Annotated in this window: 15 protein-coding genes; 11 read left to right on the top strand and 4 right to left on the bottom strand. The window is 58.9% G+C overall.

Features of this window, described 5'->3' with window-relative positions; translation table 11 throughout:
- Window positions 1-110: 110 nt before the first annotated feature.
- The 5 genes from cysT (at window position 111) to F1381_RS00975 (ending at window position 4,914) form a co-directional block, all read left to right on the top strand.
- The gene (cysT, locus tag F1381_RS00995; protein ID WP_151732965.1) at window positions 111-926 is read left to right on the top strand and encodes a sulfate ABC transporter permease subunit CysT; all 816 of its coding nucleotides are present in this window, start codon (window positions 111-113) and stop codon (window positions 924-926) included.
- A complete protein-coding gene (locus F1381_RS00990) occupies window positions 923-1,720 on the top strand; it encodes a sulfate ABC transporter permease subunit (RefSeq protein ID WP_151732964.1) in 798 nt (265 codons plus the stop codon). Before cysT ends, F1381_RS00990 begins: the two co-directional genes overlap by 4 nt.
- Before the next feature lies 1 nt (window position 1,721).
- Window positions 1,722-2,786 carry a sulfate/molybdate ABC transporter ATP-binding protein gene (locus F1381_RS00985; RefSeq protein WP_151732963.1) on the top strand — a complete coding sequence of 355 codons (1,065 nt, stop codon included), beginning with the start codon at window positions 1,722-1,724 and terminating at the stop codon, window positions 2,784-2,786.
- 72 nt (window positions 2,787-2,858) lie between these two features.
- Entirely contained in the window at window positions 2,859-3,929 is a 1,071-nt protein-coding gene (locus F1381_RS00980; RefSeq protein WP_151732962.1) for a sulfate ABC transporter substrate-binding protein, read from the top strand.
- 202 nt (window positions 3,930-4,131) lie between these two features.
- Window positions 4,132-4,914: an MBL fold metallo-hydrolase gene (locus F1381_RS00975; RefSeq protein WP_151732961.1), complete on the top strand. Its 783-nt coding sequence runs from the start codon at window positions 4,132-4,134 to the stop codon at window positions 4,912-4,914.
- 90 nt (window positions 4,915-5,004) lie between these two features.
- On the opposite strand, the gene F1381_RS00970 is transcribed toward F1381_RS00975, so the two are convergent.
- Window positions 5,005-5,460 carry an S-ribosylhomocysteine lyase gene (locus F1381_RS00970; RefSeq protein ID WP_151732960.1) on the bottom strand — a complete coding sequence of 152 codons (456 nt, stop codon included), beginning with the start codon at window positions 5,458-5,460 and terminating at the stop codon, window positions 5,005-5,007.
- Between the two features lie 289 nt (window positions 5,461-5,749).
- On the opposite strand from F1381_RS00970, the gene F1381_RS00965 reads away from it, so the two are divergent.
- Window positions 5,750-7,567, top strand: a complete 1,818-nt coding sequence (locus F1381_RS00965; RefSeq protein WP_151732959.1) for an ABC transporter ATP-binding protein — start codon at window positions 5,750-5,752, stop codon at window positions 7,565-7,567.
- A 226-nt stretch (window positions 7,568-7,793) separates the two neighbouring features.
- On the opposite strand, the gene F1381_RS00960 is transcribed toward F1381_RS00965, so the two are convergent.
- Window positions 7,794-8,600, bottom strand: a complete 807-nt coding sequence (locus tag F1381_RS00960) for a Cof-type HAD-IIB family hydrolase (RefSeq protein ID WP_151732958.1) — start codon at window positions 8,598-8,600, stop codon at window positions 7,794-7,796.
- 43 nt (window positions 8,601-8,643) lie between these two features.
- Window positions 8,644-9,564 (bottom strand): DMT family transporter, encoded by a 921-nt coding sequence (locus F1381_RS00955; RefSeq protein WP_151732957.1) that lies wholly within the window; start codon window positions 9,562-9,564, stop codon window positions 8,644-8,646.
- A gap of 247 nt (window positions 9,565-9,811) precedes the next feature.
- Here F1381_RS00955 and F1381_RS00950 point away from each other — a divergent pair, with 247 nt between their 5' ends.
- Window positions 9,812-10,534 (top strand): metal-dependent hydrolase, encoded by a 723-nt coding sequence (locus F1381_RS00950; RefSeq protein ID WP_151732956.1) that lies wholly within the window; start codon window positions 9,812-9,814, stop codon window positions 10,532-10,534.
- Window positions 10,535-10,674: 140 nt separating this feature from the next.
- Here the strand turns inward: F1381_RS00950 and lplA are convergent, their stop codons facing one another.
- Window positions 10,675-11,676, bottom strand: coding sequence for a lipoate--protein ligase (lplA, locus tag F1381_RS00945; RefSeq protein ID WP_151732955.1), 1,002 nt, complete (start codon window positions 11,674-11,676; stop codon window positions 10,675-10,677).
- A 327-nt stretch (window positions 11,677-12,003) separates the two neighbouring features.
- Here lplA and cobD point away from each other — a divergent pair, with 327 nt between their 5' ends.
- The 4 genes from cobD (at window position 12,004) to F1381_RS00925 (ending at window position 16,555) form a co-directional block, all read left to right on the top strand.
- Entirely contained in the window at window positions 12,004-13,098 is a 1,095-nt protein-coding gene (gene cobD, locus F1381_RS00940; RefSeq protein WP_151732954.1) for a threonine-phosphate decarboxylase CobD, read from the top strand.
- Between the two features lie 418 nt (window positions 13,099-13,516).
- Window positions 13,517-14,539 (top strand): adenosylcobinamide amidohydrolase, encoded by a 1,023-nt coding sequence (locus tag F1381_RS00935; protein WP_151732953.1) that lies wholly within the window; start codon window positions 13,517-13,519, stop codon window positions 14,537-14,539.
- Window positions 14,540-14,606: 67 nt separating this feature from the next.
- The gene (gene cbiB / locus F1381_RS00930) at window positions 14,607-15,563 is read left to right on the top strand and encodes an adenosylcobinamide-phosphate synthase CbiB (RefSeq protein WP_151732952.1); all 957 of its coding nucleotides are present in this window, start codon (window positions 14,607-14,609) and stop codon (window positions 15,561-15,563) included.
- Window positions 15,560-16,555 carry a histidine phosphatase family protein gene (locus F1381_RS00925; protein ID WP_151732951.1) on the top strand — a complete coding sequence of 332 codons (996 nt, stop codon included), beginning with the start codon at window positions 15,560-15,562 and terminating at the stop codon, window positions 16,553-16,555. The genes cbiB and F1381_RS00925 overlap by 4 nt, the downstream gene beginning before the upstream one ends.
- Window positions 16,556-16,907 lie beyond the last annotated feature (352 nt).

Here is a 16,907-nt window from a genome sequence, read left to right as displayed (position 1 = left end):
GTGCTTTGGTAAAGTAGTGATAATATTAAACCAAGTATATTAATAGGATTAGTGTCGACTGTAATGTACAGTAAACCGACCGGTAAGCCGGAGGTGGGAGGGCTTTATACTTGAATTCACTGCTTAGACACAAGGGCTGGACCTGGGGATTCCGCACAACCATTCTGCTTTATTTTGTCATTCTGATTGTGTTGCCGATATTGGGCGTCTACTACAATTCCTTCTCGCAGGGCTTCAGCGGGTTTGTGGAGAGCATTAGTGACCCGATTGCCTGGAAGTCGGTGCTGCTTACTCTGAAGCTGGCTGTCATAGCCACACTGATCAATGTGCTCCTGGGCACGATGATTGCCTGGGTGCTGATAAGGTATCAATTCCCCGGCAAAGCGCTGCTGAACAGCCTTGTGGATCTGCCCTTTGCGCTGCCGACGGCGGTCGGGGGGCTGATGATCCTCCTGTTGCTGGGTCCGGGAAGTCTGATTGGCGGCATCGCCGAATCGCTGGGCTTCGAGATTGTCTTTCACCAGCCGGCGATAGTGATCGCGATGGTATTTGTCACCTTTCCGTTTGTGATCCGCGCAGTACAGCCGCTGCTGGAAGAGCTCGATCCTTCGGAAGAGGAAGCGGCCTATACGATGGGGGCTTCCAGCCCCAGGGTCTTCCGGGAGGTGATCCTGCCGTCGATGGCGCCCGGGATGATCAGCGGAGGCATGCTGGCCTTCTCGCGGGCGCTGGCCGAGTTCGGAGCCGTTGTGCTTGTAGCAGGCAATATTCCGGGGCGTACGCTTGTATCCTCGGTTTTCATCTACGGCGAAGTAGAAAGCGATAACCCCGCAGGTGCGGCGGCGGTCTCCATAATTCTGCTGACCTTGTCCTTCCTTATTCTCTGGCTGATTAACCTGGCACAGATGAGGGGGAGAAGAGCATGAGGAAATTGTGGATTACGCTCACTTATCTCGTTTTTTTCATCCTGATTGCCGCTCCGCTGGGAAAAATGGCGGCTAATGCCTTCAGCGGCGGTTTTGCCGGCTTCCGTGAAGCGTTATCCCGTCCGGAAGCGCTGCATGCGCTGATGATGACCGGTCTGGTTGTAGTAGTGGTTACACTGCTGAACACGCTGTTCGGCATTATGCTGGCACTGTACCTGGTGCGGGCCCACTGGTTGAGCCGGCGCTTAAAGGGCTTTCTGAACAGCATCGTGGATTTGCCCTATGCCGTATCGCCGGTAATCGGCGGGCTGATGATTGTCCTGCTTCTGGGACCTGACAGCGCTCTTGGCGGAGTATTTGAGCAGATCGGGCTGAAAATTGTATATGCTTTTCCGGGAATGGTCATTGCCACGCTGTTTGTGACGTTCCCGCTGATGGTCAGAGAGATTATGCCGGTGCTGCAGGAAATCGGTTCCCAGCAGGAAGAGGCGGCCTCGACCCTCGGCGCGTACGGCTGGACGACCTTCTGGAAGGTGACCTGGCCTTCGATCCGCTGGGCGGTGGCGTACGGTGTCATCCTGACGGTGGCCCGCTCCCTGGGCGAGTTCGGCGCAGTGCTGGTCGTTTCGGGCAACATCATGAACAAGACTCAGACGGCAACCACGCTGGTCTACCAGGATGTCGAGAATTTCAACGTCACGGCTGCGGGCGGAATTGCGCTGGTACTGGCGGCCTTCTCCGCCGGATTGTTGCTGCTCATGGAATGGAGCAAGAGAAGAAAGGAAGTGCATTGACATGCATGTGGAGGTTCGGGGACTGAATAAGCATTTTGGAGATTTTCATGCCGTCAAGGACGTTAACTTTGGCATTGCCAAAGGCCACCTGATTGGCCTGCTCGGTCCGAGCGGCGGCGGCAAGACGTCGATTCTGCGCATGCTCGCGGGACTGGAGACGCCGGACAGCGGCGAGATTGTGTTTCACGGCAAAACGGTCAACAACCTGCCTCCGCAGGAGCGCGAAATCGGGTTCGTGTTCCAGAACTACGCGCTGTTCAAGCACATGACCGTATACGATAATATTGCCTTCGGCCTTAAGGTCAAGAAGGCGAATAAACAAGCAATCCGCGACCGGGTGCATGAGCTGGTGGAGCTGACAGGTCTAAAGGGCTTCGAGAAGCGCTATCCGCATCAGCTATCGGGCGGGCAGCGTCAGCGGGTGGCTTTTGCCCGGGCCCTGGCTCCTGAACCGCAGCTTCTGCTGCTGGATGAACCGTTCGCCGCCATTGATGCCAAGATCCGCCAGGAGCTGCGTTCCTGGCTGCGCGAGCTGATTGAACGGGTAGGCATTACCTCGATCTTCGTCACGCATGACCAGGATGAAGCCATTGAAGTGGCCGACGAGATTATGATCATCAACCAGGGGCGGCTGGAGCAGAAAGGCACCCCGTGGGATATTTACAAAGAGCCGAAGACACCGTTCGTGGCTACCTTCATCGGCGAATCTACGCTGATCGGGAGTGCCGACGAGCTGAAGGGCTTCAAGAACGCCGGCGGCGGCAAGCCGACCAAAGCGCTGATCCGTCCCGAGTATATTGAAGTGGGCCAGTTGCACGAGTTCAAAATGGCTTCCGCCACAGAGCAGGGCATCGTCAGGCACCTGCATTTCCGCGGCAGCGAATGGCTGGTCGAGGTGGAAGTGAACGGCCATAAGCTGACGACCTACCGCTCGCTGGAGAAGGAGACGCTGCAGCCGGGCCAGGAGATCGCGGTGCTGGTGCACCGGGCGTACCTATTCAACGACGAGAAGAGCTGGATTCAGGAGAACGGACTGAAGGAAGATCCGATGCCTGTATTTATTTAATAAATGGAAGTACCTGATAAGCTTCTAAGATTAACATCACTTTGTGGGGATAAGTAGAGGAGGGTCGCCGGAATGAAGCCACTAAGAAGGAGCAGACCACTGCACGGATGGCTGGCTGGGCTGCTGCTGGTCCTGCTGACTGTGTTTGCTTCCGGGTGCGGAACAAAAGGCAGCGGGACGGAAGCGCAGGAACCCGCCCAGGACGGCGATCTGACGCTGGTCATCGGTGCTTACAGTGTCGTAAAGGATGCGATGGGCGAGATTCTGCCTTTATTCGCGGCAGAGTGGAAAGCCAAGACCGGGCAGACGCTTGCCTTCCAGGAGTCTTATGAAGCGTCGGGCACCCAGGCCAGAGCCATCGCCGGCGGCTTTGAAGCGGATGTAACGCTGCTGGCGCTGGAAGGGGACGTCGACAAGCTGGTCAAGGCCGGACTGGTGCAGGAGGACTGGAAGGAGAGGGGTGCAGACGGCATGATCACCCGTTCGGTGGTGGCCTTAGGCACCCGCGAGGGCAACCCGAAGGGGATCAAGGACTTCGCCGATCTGGCGAAGCCGGGCGTAAAGGTGCTGTATCCGAATCCGAAGACCTCAGGCGGAGCACAGTGGGATATCAATGCTATCTATGGAGCGGGCCTGAAGAAGTCTGAGACGGAGACGGGGGCGAAGGACCCGGAGGCCGCCAAGGCTTTTCTGGAAAGCATACATGCCAATGTGGAGTCGCTGGACAAGAGCGGGCGGGCCTCCATGGCGGCGTTCGAATATGGCGTCGGCGATGTCATCGTTACCTATGAGAACGAGCTGCTGGCGCGGATCGCCCAAGGCGTAAAGTATGAAGTCATCATTCCGGATAATACAATACTTATTGAAAATCCCGCAGCCGTAGTGGATAAATATGTCGATGAGCGCGGCACACGCGCGGCGGCTGAAGCGCTGATCGATTTCCTCACTACGCCGCAGGCGCAGGAAGTCTTCGCCGAGCATGGTTTCCGTCCGGTAGACGAACAGGTATACGCCGCGAAGGCAAGCCGGTATCCTGTGCCGGCAGGGCTGTTCGACATCGCTTATCTCGGCGGCTGGGATGAAGTGCGTGCCACGCTGTATTCCAAGCGGGGAGTCTGGTATCAGGTGCTGGCCGGGATCTAGAGCAGCATTGTACAGCCGGTTTTGCGGAGAACCCGCAAGCCCGGCTTCTTTGTTGTGCTGCGTATTCGTATAAGAGCCTATAAGGGTAACACTCCACCACTTTTGGCGGTGGGGTTAGAATTGCGCCTGAGGTTGTTTTATAATTGGAGGGGAGTTTAAGAGAGGCTACAGCTTTTACCTATAAAGCGGGGAGGATCGGCTTATGGATACACTAGTATTTCTGGGAACAGGGGATGCCATGGGCGTGCCCCGGATCTATTGCGGATGCGAGACCTGCGAAGAAGCCAGAGCAGGCGGGCTGAACGAGCGGCTGCGTTCGTCGGTGCTGATTGAAGGCGTTGAAGATTTCCTGGTGATTGACTGCGGTCCGGACTGGCGGCGGCAGATGGAGGCAGAGGGGCGGCACGGTATGCGCAGGCTGCTCGTGACGCATCCGCATTTCGATCATATCGGCGGGCTGCCGGAATGGGCAGATGCCTGCCGGTGGATGGGATACCGGGGTGAATTATATGCACCGGCCGAGGTCATTCCGGTAATTCAGCGGCAATACCCGTGGCTTGGCGGGCATATAGACATGATTCCCTGCGACGGGGGAGTTACGCTGGATGGCTGGCAGATTGCCACCTGGCGCGTGAATCACGGCAAGAACGGCTACTCCTACGCCTTCCGGCTGGAGAAGAACGGGTATACCTGGGTGTACTGCCCCGATTCGATTTCGCTGACCGAGGAAGAGACGAGGCTGATGCATGGCGCCGATCTGCTGGTGCTGGGGACAAGCTTCTATTATGAGTCCGCCGAGTTGTCTACCCGTTCCGTGTATGATATGACGGAAGCCGCGGAGCTGCTGGCGCGCGTGCAGCCGAAACGGGCGGTCTATACGCATATGTCCCATGACATCGACCTCCGCAAGGCTTATATTCTGCCGGAACAAGTGACGCTGGGAACGGCGGGGCTGCGGCTTCCGCTTGCCAAGAGCGGGAACTGAGTGTAGCGGAGATAGGGTTATATAAACTGCAAAAGGCTGCATACGGCGGATTACCGTATGCAGCCTTTTGCCGTCTGTAACCCTCCGTTCCTAACGGCGGAACGGGTCGTCGCTGATGCCCGCTGCCAGTGCCTGGCGGGCGTATTCCTTGGCGCTGAACAGGGAGTGGTCCCGGTAATTGCCGCATTCCAGTGCGGAAACGGCCGGAACCTCTTCCGTCTCCAGCACCTGCTGCAGCACGCGTGTGAACGCTGTTGCCACATCGGCCGGCCGGTGCTCATCCCAGAGAATCAGGTAAAAGCCTGTGCGGCAGCCCATCGGGGAGACATCAATAACGCCCGGGAGCTCATCGCGGAGATAAGTGGCCAGCAGGTGCTCCAGTGTGTGCACGGCAGCCGTCGGCAGCGCGTCCTGATTGGGCTGCAGCAGCCGCAGGTCGTATTTCTGAATCGTGCTGCCTTTGCCATCCCGCTCCGTCCCGGCAATCCGGACATACGGCGCTTTTACCTTCGTGTGATCAAGCTGAAAACTTTCAACTTTAGCCATTGAGATCGTGCTCCTTTTCGGGCAAGCTTTTGCCTATGAAGCTATCATACTCTTCCTGAAATGTAAATCATAATTATTACAGATATAGCAGTCATTTATAGTGGAAAATAAAGCATATGCCTGCTCCGCCCTCCGAAGTCAGTCTGAAGGCTGAGCGGAAATTACTTCCTGAGGCGCTTCTGGGCTGGGGCCGCTTTTTTATACACTTAAATTATGGAAGAACCCGGGTCATGAAGTGCGAGATCGGATAGCCCGGACTACAGGAGGATGGAAAGGGGTGGACTGCCTCGTGCAATCCAAAAGCACAATGCTCCGGCTGGGAAAGTATATGCTGGGGCACAAATTGACTTATGCGGTATTGTGCATCACCATGCTGGTAGACATTATGCTGAATCTGGGGATCGCCTGGATGCTGGCCGAAATTACCGATGCGGCTGTGTCTCTGAATGTGAAAGCGTTTCAGGGGCTGCTCGTTATTGGCGTGGTGTACCTGGTACTCGTCGGATTAAACGGCTTCATCGACACCTGGCTGAAAAGTAAAGTCTCCGCCAATATCCGCGCCGAGCTGCGCCAAGATATGATGCAGCATACGCTGAGACTGCCGCAGTCCTACTTTGACCGCAAGCATTCCGGAGATTTGCTCTCACGCTTTACGAGCGACAATCAGGCTGTCGGAAACGCCTGCGGTGCGGTCATCATCGACCTGATCCGCAATCCGCTGCTGGCCCTGGCTTCATTCGCTTACTTGCTTTACATCAACTGGCTGCTGGCGTTAATTTGTTTTGCCATGGGACCGCTGCTGTTCCTGACCGGAAAAATCTTCGGCAAAGCGATGCGTGTGAACAGCGTCCGGCTGCAGGAGCAGATGAGCCGTACCACCGCTTTTCTGAACGATATCCTGGGCAGCAGCCCGGTGTTCAAAGCGTTCTCCATTGAAGGCAGACTCATGAAGCGCTATAAGAGCGAAAGCGCTCAGGTCAATGCGGTAGAACAGCGGATGGGCAGTATCGCAGGGGCGACAGCCTCTCTTTCCTCGGTACTAGGCAATGGTACCTTCCTGATTGCGCTGCTTGTAGCCGGGCTGTTCGTCGCCAGGGGAGAGCTGGAGGTCGGTGCCATGATGGCTTTCATCCAGCTGATGAATTTCCTGGTCGGTCCCTTTTCCGTCCTGCCTTCGCTGGTGGCTTCGATGCAGCAGTCGCTGGGCGCTGCGGAACGGATCTTTGAGGTGATGGACGCGCCGGTGGAAACGGAGCAATTGCCGGAGCCGTGCAGCAGCACGCCGGAGTTTCGGCATCTGTCCCTGTCTGAGCTGGGCTTCCGTTATCCCGGTGCCGAGAAGTCCAGCCTGAACGGAGTCAGCGCGGAGCTGGGTAAAGGCATGCAGCTGGCGGTGGTCGGCCCAAGCGGGGGCGGGAAATCGACGCTGTTCAAGCTGCTGCTGGGCTTTTACCGCCCGGATGCAGGTAGGATTGCCATCAACGGGCAGGACAGCGGAGCCATGAGCCTGGAACAGCTTCGCAGCTATTTCGCTTATGTGCCTCAGGAAGCGGGGCTGTACACGGGAAGCATCCGCGACAATATCAGCAACGGCAAGCCGGACGCTACGGAGGAGGAAATCATCGGGGCGCTGCGCGGTGCGAATGCGTATGATTTCGTGATGGAGCTGCCGCAGGGGATCGATACGGAGATCGGCGAACACGGCTCCCGGCTGTCCGGCGGCCAGCGCCAGCGCCTGGCCATTGCCCGGGCGATGCTGAAGGACGCGCCGATTCTGCTGCTGGACGAAGCGACGGCGGCGCTGGACAATGAATCGGAGAAAATGGTCCAGCAGGCTATCCGCAAGCTGATGAAGGACAAAACGACACTGGTCATCGCCCACCGGCTGTCCACTGTCCAGAACGCTGACCTCATACTGGTCATGGAAGACGGGGAAATCGCGGAACGCGGCAGCCATGAGGAGCTGCTTGCCCTTGAGGGACGCTACTACGAGCTGTATTATTCGCAGCTGGAGCTGGACCAGGATGGCGGAGGTCATGCTGCCGTGGAAGAAGCAGAAACCGTGCCGTCTGCCGCTCCGCTGCGCACAGAGCTGTTCAGAGCCTGATTCTTTGCAGGCAGGCTTGGTTTGGCATATAACCGGCAAAAGGTGCCCCGCAACCTCGCGGGGCACCTTATTAAATGATGAGCTTATGTGGGGGTATATACGGGGTCCCCGCAAAGTACCTGAATCAGCATCTACGTAACAACCTCACTTTGTGGGGCTATATACGGGGTCCCCGCAAAGTACCTGAATCAGCATCTACGTAACAACCTCACTTTGTGGGGCTATTTTATTGTGTCGCTGTGTTCAGGATGAACTTGTCGATGGCGTACTTTACGCCATCTTCGTTGTTGCTGAGCGTAACGAAGTCGGCAATTTCCTTGAGTGCAGGAATGGCATTGGCCATGGCTACGCCCAGACCGGCGGCTTCCAGCATTTCATGGTCGTTCCACGAGTCGCCGACAGCGATCGTCTCGGACAGGTCGCAGCCGAAGTGACCGGCGAGGAATTCCAGTGCGAGCCCCTTTGTGCCTTCATGGTGCATGATCTCCAGAAAGTGCGGCTTCGATTTGGTGATGTGTACGGAATCGCCCAGCAGCTCGCGCAGAATTGGCGCCAGCTTATCGAGGTAGGCAGGATCGTCGATAATGAGCATTTTTGGTGTAGGCTGCTCCACAAGCTTCTCCCAGACAGGCTCAATGTAGTAACGGGTCTTGTTGAGCTGGGAGTATTCGACCAGCTTCTGGTTCTCTTCGCGGGCATACAGCTTGTCGTCGATGTACGTCTGCAGGTGCAGGTTATGCTCTACGCAATACTGGAACAGCTTGCGCACCGCATCCTGCGGAACATAGCGCTCATAGAGCACCTTCTCGTCCATCAGGTTCTTGACCAGGGCGCCCTGGTACGTAATGATTGGCACGTTGAGGCCGGTCTGGCGGGCAATCGCCTGGGCGGAGGCATAGGCGCGTCCGGTGGCGAGCGTAACGACCACGCCTGCAGCCACAGCCTGCTCCAAGGCGGCTTGGGTGGCAGGGGTGACTTCTTTCTCGTCGTTAATAAGAGTGTCGTCGATATCAATGGCAATCAATTTGTACATAGGGTGTTCTCTCCTTCTTTGTCTCTATAATTAGCTGTGGGAATCATGTGGCTTCACGTCCGGGACGGTCCCGTACCGGTTCGGGACTAAGCTCTGCCAGGAGCATCGCGGTCAGTATACATAGACAGCCCAGGACGGCCGAGAGGCCCAGTGACTCTCCGCCGAAGAGCAGACCGGTCACGGCGGCGAATACTGGCTCCATGGAATAAATAATGGCGACCCGGGAAGGGGTCGTATATTTCTGGCAGGCGGTCTGAATCCAGAAGGCCAGCGCGCTTGTCGGCCCGATGGATACCAGCAGCGCGAGGAGCACCTCCGGCTTAGCCATCAGCTCTCCGCTGCCCGCCAGCACCGCCGGGCCGTCCACCGCGAGCGAAGCGGCGGTGCTCAGCAGCCCGACACAAGCAAGCTGCAGCGTAGCCAGCGGCAGCGCCGGGTAGCGCGGCGCATACACGCCGGTATATGCAACCTGCAGCGCAAAAGCGACGGCACAGAGCAGAACCAGGCCGTCGCCCAGGTTCAGCGACAGCGAGGAGCCGGTGAACGTCAGCAGGTAAAGCCCTGCCACAGCGAGGCCGGCGCTGAACCAGGTGTAGCGGGAGATGGGCAATTTCAGCAGCGCGAGCGAGAGGAACGGGACGAGCACAACCGACAGGCCGGTAATAAAGCCGGTATTGGATGTGGTGGTATAGAGCAGTCCCATCGTCTGCAGACCGTAGCCCATAAACAGAAAGAGGCCCAGCAGCAGCGCGTGGCCCGCCATGCGCCAGGTGAGCTGCCGCCATTCGCGGCGGTAAAATACGGCGGTAATCAGCGCCAGCAGCAGAGCAGCCCCGGTGAAGCGGATGCTGTTAAAGGCAAGCGGCGGCAGGACGCGGACGGCATTCTGGACGATCAGAAACGTGCAGCCCCACATCATCGCCACCAGCAGCAGACTGAGATCGGCGATTCGGGAGCGGTTCAATGCGGCTCTCCTTTCTTGCTGTAAGTGCAGCCTTAGGTTGTCCAAATTGTATCCTAAAACAGGGGGGACGACAAGCCGTAAACCGGTAAAAAAGCCCGGCGGCAAAGGCGATGCCGCCCCTTTCGCATCCAGGGCTGGACAAAATCGCCAGGCCTTGGTATACTTCGAAAACCGAACATTTGCTCTTATTCTATAGTATTGCCGAACCGCAAGCACCTGTTTACAGCCAGAAAGGGGCGATACTGCCATGATGGGCAAATCCCATTTAATTATCGGCACAGGGGTTACTCTGTCCGCAATGAGCCTCCTGGGCTACCCGATTACAATCCCGGCGGCGGCGGTAGCTGCGCTGAGCTCGCTGCTGCCCGACATCGACGAGCCGAATTCGCTGCTGGTGCGCAAAGCGCTTCCCGAGCCGCTGCTCCGTCTGCTGCAGGTGGCCCTGATTGCCGGGGCGATCTATCTGTACCTGGCGCAGATTGCAGCTCCTCCCTGGAACCTGGTGCTGGCGCTGCTGGTCGGCAGCGTCTCCTTCCTGCCCGGCAGGAAGCTGCGCCATCTGGTCATGGTGCTGATCGCCGTGGGGCTGTTTGCGTTCGCGCAAGTATACGACCCGTGGAATGCGATCGCCGCCTGCATCCTGATTATCGCCGTCGTGGTGCCTCACCGCGGACTGACGCACACCCTGTATGCCCTCGGCGGCTGGACCGCTCTGCTCTATTTCGCAGCAGAAGGCATGAAGAATGGCGGCAGCCTGTGGATTGCCGGCGGAATGGCGTATGCGCTGCATCTGGCGGCGGACGCCCTGACCCGCCGCGGGATTACGCCGCTGCCGCCGCTGCCGCTGAAGCTGCGGCTGAAGCTGATGAGCACCGGCACGAAGCATGGCGACAAGGTGGAAAGGGTATTCGTCGTCCTGGCGCTGGCCCTGGTCGTGTACACCTTTGTGCTTGTCCCATTTCAGGGATAAGCACGGCATCTGAAAGAGCCTCACTCCGCTTGGCGCGAAGAATGCGCCGGAGCGGGATGAGGCTCTTTTGCCTGACAAGAATGGCTCTCCTTCATGGATTGCCGGAGAACAGAATGCAGGGCGCGGATGGAGCTTGTCCGCTATTCCTCCAGGAACACCAGGCCGATGAAGTCTTCCGGCTCGATCCGGCCGAAATAATGGTGCAGGTCAAGATCTGCCAGCGCCAGCCGGATCTCCGTCTGTTCGTAACGCTTGCCGCGCAGCGCGTTCTCCACATCGGCCACATCGCCGACGCCGAAGAAGTCGCCGTAGATTTTGATATCCTTGATCAGGGAATCCTCGATGTCCATGCGGATGTCGACCAGTCCCGCCGGGAATTTGCGCGAATGCTTCACATTGCTTTTCGGCGACAGGCCGTAGTTCCAGTCCCAGTTCTGGTAGTGCTCCTTGGAAATCTCATTGATGCGGACCCAGTCGTCCATCGTAAGCTTGTACTGCGGCACCTCAGACGGCTCCATGCCGAAGATCGAACGCAGCAGGCCATCGCGGAATTCCTCGATCGTCATGTCATTACCCAGCAGCTCCTTGATGTTGGCGACACGGCTGCGCACGGATTTGGTGCTCTTGGATTTAAACTTTTCCGGGTTAACGTTCAGCGATGCGCTGACATCGTCCAGGTTCAGGTCAAACATCAGGGTGCCGTGGCTGAACATGCGTCCGCGCGTGGAGAACTGGGCGTTGCCTGAGATTTTTTTCTCGCCTACCTGCAGGTCGTTGCGTCCGCTCAGCTCGGCTTCTACACCCATGGAACGCAGATAGTCGATGACCGGCTGGGTGAACTTCAGGAAATTATGAAACGACTGTCCGTCATCCCTGGTAATGAAGCTGAAATTAAGATTGCCGAGATCATGGTAGACAGCCCCGCCTCCCGAGAGACGGCGCACGACCTGGATGTTGTGCTCTTTGACGTATTCCTGGTTGATTTCTTCAATGGTGTTCTGATGCTTGCCGATGATGATGGACGGGCTGTTGATATAAAAGAGCAGGTAGCTCTCGTCCATGGGCAGATTTTTAAGAGCAAATTCTTCGATGGCCAGATTGATGGATGCGTCTGTGATTCCGGTGTTATCAATGAACAGCATATTGAATTCCTCCGCCTAAACATGATAAACTGCTGCATTTATTGTAAACGAAAAGCGTAAATCGCACAAAGCTGCCGGACTGCTTCATCAGGTAATCGAATTAAAGGTCCTTAAGAGAGCAGGAGCAAAGTGACAGAAGGCACAGAAGAATAAGAGGCGGTGGCTGGCAGAAGCAGGGTCTTTAAGCAGAAGGGTGCGCTTCCCGGGCAGAGCCGTACCGGATTCTTGCGGGGGCTTATGAGGACAGGCATTGACGGGCTTCGGGCATAAAGGCAATAATTGGAGGAATGCAGTGATGCTGCGAATGTCTCAGAGGAGTGTGTCTTTATGCTGGAAAAATACGGCCACGGCGGCGATTTGCTGACGGCTGCGGAACTATACGGGGGCCGCGGCGGCGCGTTCCTGGACTTCAGCGCGAACATTAACCCGCTCGGGCCGCCGCCGGGAATGCTGGAGCTGCTGGCGGAGGCACTGCCGACCATTACGGCCTACCCCGATCCCGGCCACCGCCGGTTCAAGGCACTGCTGGCGGAGAGCCTGGACCTGGGCGCCGCCCGGATTACGGCTGCGAACGGGGCGGCGGAGTCCATGGCGCTGCTGCTGCTGGCGCTGTCGCCGCGCAAGGTCGGCATTGTCGAGCCCTGCTTCTCCGAATACCGTGCGCTGTCCGGGCAGTTCGGCGCAGAGGTGCTCGCCGTGCAGGGGGACCGCGAGCGGCATTACCGCGCGCCGGTAGAGGCGATAGCCGGACTGCTGCCGCAAGTGGAGCTGCTGTTCCTCGGACAGCCGAACAACCCGAACGGCGTCCAGTATCCGCTGGACGAGCTGCTATTCCTGGCGCGCGAGGCGGAGCGCTGCGGTACGGTGCTGGCGGTCGATGAAGCGTTCATCGACTTCATCCCGGAGACAGAGCGAATATCGCTGCTGCCTTCGCTTGCGGCGTATCGTCATACGGTGCTGGTGCGCTCGATGACGAAGTTCTATGCGATTCCCGGGCTGCGCCTGGGCTTCACGCTGGCGCACCCGGAGCTGGCCGCAGCGATGAGCGGCAAGCAGGTGACCTGGAGCGTCAACGGCCTGGCGCTGCTGGCCGGGGAAGCCTGCCTGCGCAGCGGGCGCGGCTATGAGGAGCGCACGCGGGCGCTGATTGCGGCGGAGCGCGAGCGGCTGCGTCGGGGGCTGACAGCGCTCGGCTGCAGTGTGCCGCCGGCGGAGGCCAACTTCCTGCTGGCCGCGCTGCCGGCGCCGGGGAGCGCGGCCGGAGTGCAGGCGCAGCTCGGCGCCCGCGGCATCCTGGTGCGCAGCTGCGCGATGTATCCCGGCCTTACGCCGGGGCATATCCGCGTCGCGGTGAAAGGCCGCGAGGACAACGAGCGCCTGCTGCGGGAGCTGGGTGAGGTTCTGGGCGCTGCGGCGGAGTAGCAGGCAGGCTAATAGAGTAGAGGACTAGTAGAGTGGCAGGCAAGTAGTAGGCTGGCGGGACTGACGGAGGAGCGGATTGCTGGAGTGGCAGGTTGGCTGGGCAGAGGGAGTGCGGATTGGTGGAGTGACGGGTCTGACGTGACTGGAAAATAGTAGGATGGCGGGACTGATAGAGTGGCGGACTTGTAGAGTGGCAGGCTGGCGGGTACTTTGGTTGGGGGCGGAGCCGCTCCCGCCAGGGAAATATCCTGAATGGCTTAAACCTAATAACTCGGGTTGAGGAGTCTGTTAGTCCATGTCCGTTGTGCTAACTTTTGATACATAGCCCAGTGCTTACGGACCGTACAGCCGTTATTTTGGCAATAAGCGTGAACGGCATAGTTACATAAAATTATACATTTCAAGGTGGGAAGAACATATGGAAGACGTGAGGCTTCCTTTTACCGGTGCAAAGGGCGGTGACGTATACTGCTCCTCGGTATGGTCCGGACTGACGTTGGTATATAGAGAAGATCATCTGCTGCTCGAGATGCCGGCAGAGGCTGCCGGAATCTCCAGTGCCGTGTACGGCGGCGGAATGGGACCGCTCAAACGGGCGGTGAACCTGTTTGTTCATAAGGATTATGACTGCAGCGATCCTGTCCGCGATCTGGAGGATAAGCTGCATCAATGGGGTTATGAAGCGGAAGGCTGCGCCGGATTGATGACGGCGGTTCCGCCATCTCATGCAGCGGTCGCAGAGGAGGACACCGGATCAGCGGGGATTTTCTGCTGCGTCACCGCAGCAGCGGGGAACGCCGCCCGCGCGGGCGTGGAGCGGCCGGTGCTGGCGGCTTACCGGCCGGGCACGATCAATATTATGCTCGGCATTGACGGTTGGCTCACCCCGGCAGCCATGGTGAACGCCGTGATGACTGCGACGGAGGCGAAGGCGGCAGCCCTGGCCGATCTCGGTATCCGTGACAGCGAAACCGGCCTAACCGCTACAGGCACGACGACGGATGCCTTTGTGCTGGCGGTGAGCCAGAGCCGGCGCTATCATGCGGAGCATGCTTACGCCGGCACCGCCACCGATCTGGGCGGAGCCATTGGCCGTCTGGTATATGGCGCAGTGACGGGAAGTTTACAATACATTAGCCGTGGGGAGACGGGAAATGAGCGACAGAAGCCGAAGAAGCGGACAGAAAGTGAAGAAACCGTGGATTTCGGAGAAGCTTTAACAGCTAAAGAAACCGCAGAAGCGGCAGAGGAGACAGTAGTTGTAGAATCTGCAGAATTCGCAGAATTCAATAAAACGGCAGGAGCCGTAGAAGTGGCAGAAACCGCAGAAGCGGCAGAGGAGACAGTAGCTGTAGAATCTGCAGAATTCGCAGAAGCTGCTGAAGATGGACAACATTTATCCGAGGTTGCCAGACCGGTGCGGGGGCCGCGGGGCCAATGAGCGATACTTGCCTAATGCACAGTCTGACCGATACTCAACGGCGGCGGGAAGGGGGGGAGGCCGGACGATGGCAGCTGTAATCCTGATAAGCGCCTATATCCTGGACCTGATCTTCGGCGATCCCCGCAGCCTGCCCCATCCCGTCGTTTACATGGGGAAGGCGATCTCCGCCCTGGAGCGGCTGATCCGCCGCTTCTGTTCCGGCCCGCGAGCCCTTAAGCGGGCCGGGCTGCTGCTGCCGCTGCTGGTCGCCGGCGGCTCCTGGGCGCTGACGGCGCTGCTGCTGTGGCTGCTTGCGCTTATTGCACCCTGGCTGGCTTGGGCCGCCGCAGCATGGATGATCTCTACGACGATCGCCGCCAAAGGCCTCAAGGAGGCCGGGCTAGCCGTCTACGCCGAGCTGAGGCGGGGTGATCTGCCGGCTGCCCGCCAGGCGCTCGGCATGATCGTCGGCCGCGACACGGCTGGGCTGGATGCCCCGGAGATTGTGCGGGGCACCGTAGAGACAGTGGCAGAGAACATCGTCGATGCCATTATCTCGCCGCTGTTCTTCGCGCTGCTGGGCGGAGCGCCGCTGGCGATGGCTTACCGCGCGGTCAATACGCTGGATTCCATGGTCGGCTACAAGAACGACAAATACTGCGACCTCGGCTGGGCTTCCGCCCGGCTTGACGATGTCGCCAACTACATCCCAGCGCGCATAACCGCGCTGCTGCTGACGGTATGCGCCAAGCTGCTGCGGCTGGATTGGCGGAGATGCTGGCGCACCGTGCGCCGGGACGGCAGGCTTCACCCCAGCCCCAACAGCGGCTACCCGGAATCCGCTGTGGCCGGGGCGCTCGGTATCCGTCTCGGCGGATACAACGTTTACCACGGCGTGGCTTCGTTCCGGGCTTACATGGGCGACCCGCTGCGCATGCACGAGCCGGAGGATATCATTATCACCTCCCGGCTGATGCTGCTCTCGTCAGCGATTTTTGCCTGCCTGTGTGCTGCGGCGGCCTGGCTGTGGTGGGGACTATGAATGAAAAGCTGCACCGGTTCGAAATCAATGAAATGCCGGATAAATTTGTCTCAGGGGACAGGCTTGAGATAAAGGCAGCTTCTGCTATCCAAATAGAGCTTAGGCTCGTCCGTCATGGGCATACCCTCTGGAATACGGAGCACCGCTATTTAGGCAGCACTGATCTGCCGCTGCTGCCCGAAGCGGCTGCGGCGCTGGCTGCTTTGCGGGAGTACAGCGCCCTGCAAGGGGATTTCTGGCGGGTATATTGCAGTGATTTGCGCCGCTGCAGGGAGACGCTTGGTATTCTTGGCGCTGATTTTGCTGCGGCTGCCCGTTACGACAAGCGGCTGCGCGAAATGGATTTTGGGAAATGGGAAGGCTGCACCTATGAGCAGCTCCAGAATAGCATGCAGTACCGGGCATGGATCGACGATCCGCAGGCAGTCACACCGCCAGGCGGCGAGTCCTGGACAAGCTTTACAGGAAGGGTGGAGGAGTTGCTGGAAGAGCTGAAGCGGGAGGCAGCAGCCGAAGCAGACGGGCGGGAAGCAGCCGAGTTGCCGGCAGGTGGTCGGGCGGCACAGTGGCGGGAGGACGCCATCCCGCCGCTGCCGCCCGAGGCGCTGCCGCCCGGGGCGCTGTCGCCCGGGGCGCTGTCGCCCGAGGCGCTGTCGTCCGAGGCGCTGCCGCCCGAGGCGCAGTCGCCCGAGGCGCTGCCGTCCGAGGGGCAGCCGTCCGAGGCGCTGCCGCCCGAGGCGCTGCCGCCCGAGGGGCAGCCGTCCGAGGGGCAGCCGTCCGAGGCGCTGTCGCCCGAGGCGCTGTCGCCCGAGCCGCTGCGCCTGAGGGTGCTTGCGGTGACGCACGGCGGAGTGATCCGCCACATCCTGTCAGCTGCTGCGAAGGCGGGAGACTTCCGAGCCGTCCCTGCGCCTCCGCCGGGAACTCCGGTGACCGTTACCCTGACCCGCCAAAGGGGAAGCTGGGCATGGGGGCTGCCCGGCGCGAAATAAGCCGGATGCCGGGCAGGGCAATGCCGCCCCGTGCGGAGAAGCCGGCTACCGCCTAGTGCGAAGAATCCGGATAACGTTATCCGTCGGCGTCTGCTACCCGTCCATGAGTGAGCATTACCGCTATGTGGCAGGAATCCGGTGACAGCCAGCTTTAAATAATTGGAAAATCGCCACCTAATTTTACCTGTGGGAAGATTGTTAGTGAATTAGTTAGATAACCGCCACTTAATATGGGCGAAAATGGATGTTTATACTGATATCCGCCGAATTAAGTAGCGATTATCGAATTAGACTGCCGAAAACCGTACCAACAGCAAAATTAGTGTGCAAAAATCCATTAGCCGGCTGCGGC

Origin of the sequence: Paenibacillus tengchongensis (assembly GCF_008973665.1) — a bacterium.
Lineage (GTDB): Bacteria > Bacillota > Bacilli > Paenibacillales > Paenibacillaceae > Paenibacillus_AQ > Paenibacillus_AQ tengchongensis.
This window is presented reverse-complemented; position numbering and strand designations above follow the sequence as displayed.

Excerpts from the sequence above, each read along its gene's own strand:
- F1381_RS00990 (WP_151732964.1), top strand. The coding sequence starts at position 923 with ATGAGGAAATTGTGGATTACGCTCACTTATCTCGTTTTTTTCATCCTG.
- F1381_RS00985 (WP_151732963.1), top strand. The coding sequence starts at position 1,722 with ATGCATGTGGAGGTTCGGGGACTGAATAAGCATTTTGGAGATTTTCAT.
- F1381_RS00980 (WP_151732962.1), top strand. The coding sequence starts at position 2,859 with ATGAAGCCACTAAGAAGGAGCAGACCACTGCACGGATGGCTGGCTGGG.
- F1381_RS00975 (WP_151732961.1), top strand. The coding sequence starts at position 4,132 with ATGGATACACTAGTATTTCTGGGAACAGGGGATGCCATGGGCGTGCCC.
- F1381_RS00970 (WP_151732960.1), bottom strand. The coding sequence starts at position 5,460 with ATGGCTAAAGTTGAAAGTTTTCAGCTTGATCACACGAAGGTAAAAGCG.
- F1381_RS00960 (WP_151732958.1), bottom strand. The coding sequence starts at position 8,600 with ATGTACAAATTGATTGCCATTGATATCGACGACACTCTTATTAACGAC.
- F1381_RS00950 (WP_151732956.1), top strand. The coding sequence starts at position 9,812 with ATGATGGGCAAATCCCATTTAATTATCGGCACAGGGGTTACTCTGTCC.
- lplA (WP_151732955.1), bottom strand. The coding sequence starts at position 11,676 with ATGCTGTTCATTGATAACACCGGAATCACAGACGCATCCATCAATCTG.
- cobD (WP_151732954.1), top strand. The coding sequence starts at position 12,004 with ATGCTGGAAAAATACGGCCACGGCGGCGATTTGCTGACGGCTGCGGAA.
- F1381_RS00935 (WP_151732953.1), top strand. The coding sequence starts at position 13,517 with ATGGAAGACGTGAGGCTTCCTTTTACCGGTGCAAAGGGCGGTGACGTA.
- cbiB (WP_151732952.1), top strand. The coding sequence starts at position 14,607 with ATGGCAGCTGTAATCCTGATAAGCGCCTATATCCTGGACCTGATCTTC.
- F1381_RS00925 (WP_151732951.1), top strand. The coding sequence starts at position 15,560 with ATGAATGAAAAGCTGCACCGGTTCGAAATCAATGAAATGCCGGATAAA.